This is a genomic window from Terriglobus sp. YAF25, from assembly GCF_052113305.1.
Lineage (GTDB): Bacteria > Acidobacteriota > Terriglobia > Terriglobales > Acidobacteriaceae > Terriglobus.
The window spans coordinates 1-5,645 of sequence record NZ_JBFRCY010000253.1 but is presented as its reverse complement, the minus strand read 5'-3'; the positions used below and the strand labels follow the sequence as shown (position 1 = coordinate 5,645).

The window sequence follows — 5,645 nt, the reverse complement described above, 5'->3', positions numbered from 1 at the left end:
CCGCATAGTACGGCTTGGTCTTCAGCTTGGCTTCGAACAGCCGGTTCGACATCTCGCGCGAGACGCCGGGCGTCTGGTGCTCGTCGTAGTCATGGTTGCCGAAACCGATGTGGACCGGAGCCTTGAAACCCTGCACCATCTCGTACGCGATGTCGATACGGGTCTTGTTCTTGAAGTAGAAGTCGTAATCCGCCGAAGGATAGTTATGAAAGAAGTCGCCAGCGTGGAAGACCTGCTCGACCGCAGGTGTAATGGCGTTGATCGTCGCCCGTGTCTGCAGCAGATTCGCGTTGGCCTTGAAGATCGTCTCCGTGTCTTCGGGACTTCCCTCCGGCCCACGATAGAAGTCGTCGATGATGTGTGTGTCGGTAATGACAGCAAAGCGGAAGGTGCCCGGCTTTGCAGGAGTCAGCGCCAACGCGCCGCGCTCCAGCAAAGCAGCTCCGGCTGCTGCAAAAGCCATCTGTTGAAACTGCCGCCGCGACACGATCATGAACGTCTCTCTCCTGAAAGGGAATACCTTCACCGTAGCAGTGTGGGATAAACACGCGATTACACAGCTTTTATTGCAACGCCCCGGGCGGCGTGGTTGTCGAGGTCAGCACCATGAACATTGATCCGGCGTAGTCGCAAAACAAAAGCGGGTGACGAATCCTCGTCACCCGCTTCCTTTTCAAAACAGCTCAGACCTACTTCGGCGTCACACGAAAGACGCCGCCACCCCTGGCATCTTCCAGCATCCAAAGCGCGCCATCGGGAGCCTGCTCTACGTCGCGGATGCGATGACCGACATCCCAGCGCTCGGCAGGCTTGGCTCCGCCCTTACCGTCGAAGGTAATCCGGAGCAACGACTTCCCTGCCAGTGCGCTGATCAGGGCTGATCCCTTCCACTGCGGGAACATCGAGCCGGTGTAGAACATCAGGTTTCCGGGCGCAATGATAGGCGTCCAGTAGATAACAGGCTTGGTCAGGTCAGAGCGGGTGTCCGGGCTGGGGATAGGCACGCCGTTATAGTTCACCGCATAGGAGACCAGCGGCCAGCCRTAGTTCTTGCCGGGCTGGATCAGGTTCAGCTCATCGCCGCCGCGCGGACCATGCTCCACTTCCCACAGCTTGCCGTCGGGCGCGAAGGCCAGACCATAGGGCGTGCGGTGTCCGCTGGTCCAGGTCTCCGACGGTGTCAGGTTTGACCCGGGGAAGGTGTAGGTGTTCACTACTGGAGCAGTCTTCGCGGCTTCCGTGTCCTCCGGAGGATTGATCACCGGCACGCTGGCCGTCCCGGTCTTTCCCGCCATCGGATTCCCCGGCGCAGGCTTGCCATCCAATGTGAGGCGAAGGATCTTACCCAGCGGTTGGTTGGGATCCTGAGCGGGCGTCATGCGCTGCCGTTCGCCAACGGTGAGGAAGAGATATTTCTTATCCGGAGAGAATGCGATCTGCGCGCCGAACTGGCCTCCCTTTCCGCGTTCGCCATCGCGCCAGATCACCTTCAGATCTTCCAGGCTCGCCGCGTCCTGACTGCACTTAAGTTGTGCACGCGCAAGCGCCAGACTCGAACCGCCCTCGCCCGGCTCAGAGTAGGTCAGATAGACGCTGTGGTCTTTGGCATAGTGCGGCGAGGTATACACACCCAGCATGCCGCCCTGTCCACCATAAAGAACGGCGGGAGCATTCGAAACCTGCATCTTAGCGCCCTGCTGCGTTACCAGCCACAGAGCTCCGGTCTTTTCGGTAATCAGCATCCGCCCGTCAGGGAGGAACGCGATCCGCCACGGTAGATCGAGCGTTGTTACCTGAACCATGTTGAACGGCACACTCGCCTCAGGCTTCTGGTCGCCTGCATTGATCTGTCCCATGGCATGGGACGCCGCCAGCGCGAGAGAAACTCCCGCGAACACTAACTGTTTCATCACGTCTTCCTCGATTGGTATGGATTAACCAGGCGGCAGCAAGCCCTGCTTCCACAAGACCGGCGGGGATTACCGTCGACTTTTTATAACACTCTCCAACAAGCTGATGCCTGAGGGCCCGCTTCGGTTTCGACGAATGCTTCATTAGACGAACGCGACCGCTAGACTGCTCATCAACAACCGTTTGTTTCTATCGCATTTAATGCGCCACGTGATTGGTCGCCTCCCTCTGTTTCGGAATAGCGATTACGGCCTCGTCAGAGGGGCGGCTGGCGCCATTTGCATCCTGAGCCGTAACGACATAACGATAGCTGTGACCTGCAGATACGGAATTGTCGAAGAACGCCGGCGCCATCAGCCCCAAAGCGATATTCCTGAAGCTGCCGTTATCTTCGGCTTTGTTCACACGATAGGTCACATGACCTATGGAGCCTGCCGCGGCAGCTTCCCAGGTAAGCGCTACTCCTGATGGCTGCTTTGCTGCGCTCACCTTCACCGGACGAGACGGAGGAGCTCCGTCAGGAAGCAGACCGTAGACACAGAACTGTCCCGTGCCGATATTCTCCGTTCCGAAGCTGGCGAGATAGACCTTTCCATTTGCAACCGTAGGAGGAGCCATCTTGGCATAGTTGCCACAGTCGTCGCGCGACCGGTTCTCAAGCGAGTTCCAGAGCTCGTGGCCGATGTCGTCTGCGTCATAGGCGTGCAGGACACCAGGACGGGACTCGTGYCACGAATCGCCCGTCGCGTGAATCGCGGCCCAGAGTATGCCGTTTCGTCCGCCATTCGACGAGAGCGAAAGCATTGCGCCAGGATGGCCTTCGTTGACCTCCGGCCGGCTCATCACCGGCGTGGGATCAATCCTGTCTCCCTGCAGCCGATAGACGCGTGGGCGATCCCGCTGCCCCCATATATAGAGAAGCGATCCCCTCTGGGCGCTGTTCCAGAAAACCAGGCTATGCAGATGCGAGCCGGTCGCCGGAAAGTGCTGCAGCGCATGTTCATCTCCCAGGTGACCAAAACTGCCGCGGTCGAGCACGTATAGCACGCCCTCTTTTCCTCCGCCAAGCACGAGATTCGTTCCGGGAACCAGCGTTGCGCCTGACGAGTTCAAATCGATATCCCGTTTGTCGAGGTCGAAATGGTTTGTGGGCGTAAACCAGTCAAGCAATTTCAGATCCGGGCTTAGCTTGAGAAAGCTCTCGCTGAAGTTCTGCTCCCCATCCCAGGAACCATTCCCTGTAACGACATAGATATTTCCCTGCTCATCGACCGACGGCGCCTGGCCCGACTGCCAGATACTTGCTGCCTGCCCCGTAGGCGTCGCATTAAAGACAGCCGTCTGGCGGAGCGTCTTCTGGTCATAGGCGAGCAGAAAGCCATGGTACGGTCCCTTGTCACAGTGCGAGGAGTAGCCAATATAGATGGCGTGATTCGCAAGCACGAGCCCGGGCCGCTGGGCCTGCAATAGCGGATCAAAGCCCGGAGCCGAGATCGTCACCGGACTGTTAGGGAGATCGGCGCCTGTCGCCAGGTCGAGCGCATGCAGACGCTGCATGAATCCGTCGCCGGCCTTCGTCGAAGCGACCACATAGAGAGCATGCTCGGCAACATCGATCACGGGAGTTCCAAGAATCCCCATCTTGCCGTTGATGTCGAGACAGCCAAAGTCAGCATCATGCAGACCCGCGGGAGTGCCGAAGTTCACATGCCAGATCGGTGTTGAGGCTTCCCGGTCATTCGCATCGAAGGCGTAGACACTGTTATTGACCGTTGTAACGTAGACCACATCGTGGGTCCCGCCATTCATCTGGACTCCCGTCGCCAGCAGCGGTTGCGTGTAAACCTGATCGTCGACCTCACGCTTGAAGAGCAATCCAAAGTGAGTGGTGTTGACGTTGGCCGGCGTAAGCATCCTCTCTTTCGCATTCACACCGGTTCGTTCCAGGTCATTGTGCTGAGTGAGGACGCTTACCTGCGCACCAAGGTAAGAGGAGACGAGAAGAGCCGCTACCGCGGCAACGTGTGTACACGTATACATTTAAAGACCGATCCCAGAGAACCAAGGAATACAGCAGCCGCGACAGAACAGTTGAAGCTCACTGTATTGATCGCACCAACGCACTGTCAACGCTGCAAAGCCAAAGGCGCAAACACTCATCCGACAAAACAGCGGCGGCCACAAATTTTGCATATAAAACTATTTTTTAGCCATTGACACAGCCTTCACCTCGCCACTAGCGTGGTTTTGCTCGCGTTCAGCAGTTCCCTGCGGCACACTCCTATGAAAACTCGTGCTCTCGTCGCGCTGCTCGTGCTTTGCCTCTTTGCCCCGCTGGCGCATGCCCGCACAGCCGACGGACGCACAAAGGTCGTCCTGATTGCCGGCACCAAGTCCCACGGCCCCGGTGCGCACGAATACCTCAAATCAGCGCGCCTGCTCAAGGTCATGCTTGACCGCTCCCCCAGCCTGCACAACGTCGTCACCGAGGTGTATTACGACGGCTGGCCTATGAACCAGACCACGCTGGAAACCGCCGATACCATCGTCTTCTTGAGCGACGGCATGCAGTGGTCACCCTGGTCCTGGTCGCCGGAGCGCATTGCCTTCATGCAGCGGCAGATCGACCGCGGCTGTGGCTTCATGACTTTTCACTTTGCCACCTATATTYCCTACCAGTTCGCCAGGCAGGCGCTCAACTGGAACGGCGGCTACGTCGACTACGACGGCCCAACGCATCCGACACCCTATTTCACGCAGAAGACGCTGACCACGGAGATCGTCTTTCCCAATCCCACCCATCCGGTGTTGCACGGAGTTCATCCGTTCCAGATTCGTGAAGAGTTCTACTACAAGCTCACCTTCGTCGATGGCATGACCGGCATTACTCCCCTGCTGCGCGCAACCGGCCTTCCCGCCGATCCCAAGGTCTTCCCCGGCCCGCTTGCCACAGCTCTGGCACAGACGTTCTTCTGGGCGTATGACCGTCCGAAACAACAAGGCCGCAAGGTTCAGGGCCGCAGCATCGGCGCCACCTTTGGCCACTACTACGCCAACTGGCAGATGGACGACTACCGCAAGGTCGTGGTCAACGCCATCTGTTGGACCGCACACCTGACCATCCCAAAGGAAGGTATCGCGACGACCTGGGTCGATGACCAGACCGTCGATCAGACCCTTGGTCCTACTCCAGCCCCAAACCTATCGCCACTCGAACCGACTCGCCCGCCACTCGATCCCGCCTATATCAGGAAGTAAGCGGCTCGTCGTTACTGCGAGGAGCCAGCCTGCAGCTGAAACAGTGTCGTCATAGAAGTTGCGGACAACTGAAGCATCCATGAAGGTCTTGTCTTCGGGTGCCATCTTTGCGAGCATGTTGCGTAACTAGAGGTTACGCAACGTCAGAACTCCTCTGGTGGCTTCCGTACCCGTAAAGCATGCTCGCAATATCAGAGGTGACTAACCTATGAACGGTCCTACGCCTGGTCTAAAGAGATTCTCTCTAGCAATCCTCTTTTTTGGGGCCTTGATTGGCTTCACCAAACAGGCGATGGCCAGCGGAGACTACGGGTGCTCCAAGATATGGCGGGTGGTGCATCACGGCTACCAGGGGTGCAGCAATATGGCATTTCTGTCGCCGTCGAACGACACGCGCGTGAATCTTCTGCTAATGATGGCCGACCTGAGACCGGCAAAACCCCGTCCGGTAGCGAAGAAGAGCACAACGATACATC

General features: G+C 58.0%; 4 protein-coding genes. 1 reads left to right on the top strand and 3 read right to left on the bottom strand.

Annotation, left to right across the window (positions count from 1 at the left end):
* The 3 genes from AB4043_RS12300 to AB4043_RS12290 all read right to left on the bottom strand — a co-directional run.
* Positions 1 to 493: metallophosphoesterase (locus AB4043_RS12300; RefSeq protein ID WP_442307163.1), on the bottom strand; the 493-nt coding region annotated here is incomplete at its 3' end.
* A 196-nt stretch (positions 494 to 689) separates the two neighbouring features.
* Positions 690 to 1,910, bottom strand: coding sequence for a PQQ-dependent sugar dehydrogenase (locus AB4043_RS12295; protein ID WP_442299169.1), 1,221 nt, complete (start codon positions 1,908 to 1,910; stop codon positions 690 to 692).
* Positions 1,911 to 2,109: 199 nt separating this feature from the next.
* Positions 2,110 to 3,951 carry a hypothetical protein gene (locus tag AB4043_RS12290; protein WP_442307162.1) on the bottom strand — a complete coding sequence of 614 codons (1,842 nt, stop codon included), beginning with the start codon at positions 3,949 to 3,951 and terminating at the stop codon, positions 2,110 to 2,112.
* A 243-nt stretch (positions 3,952 to 4,194) separates the two neighbouring features.
* On the opposite strand from AB4043_RS12290, the gene AB4043_RS12285 reads away from it, so the two are divergent.
* The gene (locus tag AB4043_RS12285) at positions 4,195 to 5,169 is read left to right on the top strand and encodes a ThuA domain-containing protein (RefSeq protein ID WP_442307161.1); all 975 of its coding nucleotides are present in this window, start codon (positions 4,195 to 4,197) and stop codon (positions 5,167 to 5,169) included.
* The last annotated feature ends 476 nt before the right edge of the window (positions 5,170 to 5,645 follow it).